The sequence below is a fragment of the Actinotalea ferrariae genome (assembly GCF_019733465.1).
GTDB lineage: Bacteria > Actinomycetota > Actinomycetes > Actinomycetales > Cellulomonadaceae > Actinotalea > Actinotalea ferrariae_A.
Genome location: NZ_JACVQL010000357.1, coordinates 1 through 1,447, shown reverse-complemented (window position 1 = coordinate 1,447; position 1,447 = coordinate 1). Strand labels below are relative to the sequence as shown.

Below are 1,447 nucleotides of genomic sequence, written 5' to 3'. Positions count from 1 at the left end.
GCGCCGGGCGGCGCAGGGCGAGACGGAGCCCGACGACGCCACGGAGGCCGTGACCGCCGCACCGGCAGGTGGCCCGAGCGGGACGCGCATGCTGCCGGTCGACGCCGGCGTGCCGGCGACAGCCGTCCTGGCGGCGGGCGGCGCGACCACGGTCGTCGCGACCGGCGGGCACGAGCCCGACGGCGACGCGGACGGGGACCTGGGCGCGGCGTACGACGTCGGCTACGACGACGAGCGCGACGCCGATGCGTACGACGGCGACGCGTACGGCGACGCGGAGGACCGGGACGCGGACGGCGCGGCGCCGGACGGGGACGAGGGGGAGGGCGACGGCGTCGTCGAGCCCGCGCCGCTGCCCGAGCCCCGGCGTCGGGTCGGCACCGTGCTCGCGCTCGGGGCCGTGCTCGTCGCCGTCGGCGCCGTGCGGCCGGTCGTCGCGCTCCTGGTCGCCGTCGTCCTCGCGGTGCTGGTCCGCAGCGTCGGGCTCGACGTCGACGCGATGCACGCGCGCCGCGCGCGCCGCGGCGCGGGCCGCGCCGACACGGCGCGCGCGGTCGGCGCATGGCCCTGGTACCTCGTCCGCTCCGTGCTCGGGGTGGCAGCCGCCGCGCTCGTCGCCGCGAGCGTCGTCGTCGTGGTCGGGGGAGTCGGGTGGTGGCTGCTCGACACCGAGCGGTGGGTCCTCGTCGAGCGCGCGTCCGGGGAGCCCGCCGGCCTCGGCGACAACGCCTCGTGGGTGACCCCGGCGCTGCTGGCCGTCGCCGTGCTGGCCGGCCTGCTGACCCTGTGGTTCGGGCCGATGAGCCGCGCGACGCGCACGGGCGCCAGGTGGGTGCTCGCGGCCGTCGCCCCCGGGTGGCCGGGTGCGCTCACGGTGACCGTCCTCGCGCTCGCGGCCGCGGTCGTCCTGGGGGTGCTGGCCGTCCAGGGGCAGGACGTCGTGTGGTGGCCCCTGCCCGGCCCGCCGGACCTCGGCTGAGCCAGGCTCCCAAGGCGTTGACGGGTGCCCCGAGGTCCCAGACGGGTCCCAGGTCCCTGTCAGGTGCCGCGCGTAGGCTGGTCGCCATGACCGGTGCACCGCGCACGCCGCGACGGCCCGCACGCCGCGGGCCGGCGTTGGCGGCCGCGCTCGTGCTCGGTCTCGCCGCCGTCGTCTCGGCCCTCGTAGGTGCCGGCGCGCTGCTCGTGCACCCCTGCCTGCCGGGTGACGGCGTCGTCGGCTCGCTCGGGGTGCGGCTCGCGCTGCTCGGGCCGGACGCGGAGTGCCCGGTCGGGACGCTCGCGCTCGACGCCGGCGCACCCGGCGCTGCGCGGCTCGTCGTCCTCGTCGCCCTGCCCGTGCTGCTCGCGCACGTCGCGGCGACGCTCGCCGGCGTGTCCCTGCTCGTCGTCGTCCGCTCGGTCTGGCGCGCCGTCCGCGGGGCCGTCGCCTCGCTCACCCGCCGGC

General features: G+C 79.5%; 1 protein-coding gene and 1 pseudogene. Both read left to right on the top strand.

Annotation, left to right across the window (positions count from 1 at the left end; genetic code table 11):
* Nucleotides 1-979, top strand: a pseudogene (locus tag ICW40_RS19710) (hypothetical protein); the annotation flags it as partial.
* 86 nt (nucleotides 980-1,065) lie between these two features.
* The coding region (locus tag ICW40_RS19705; RefSeq protein ID WP_221655678.1) for a hypothetical protein at nucleotides 1,066-1,447 on the top strand (382 nt) is incomplete at its 3' end.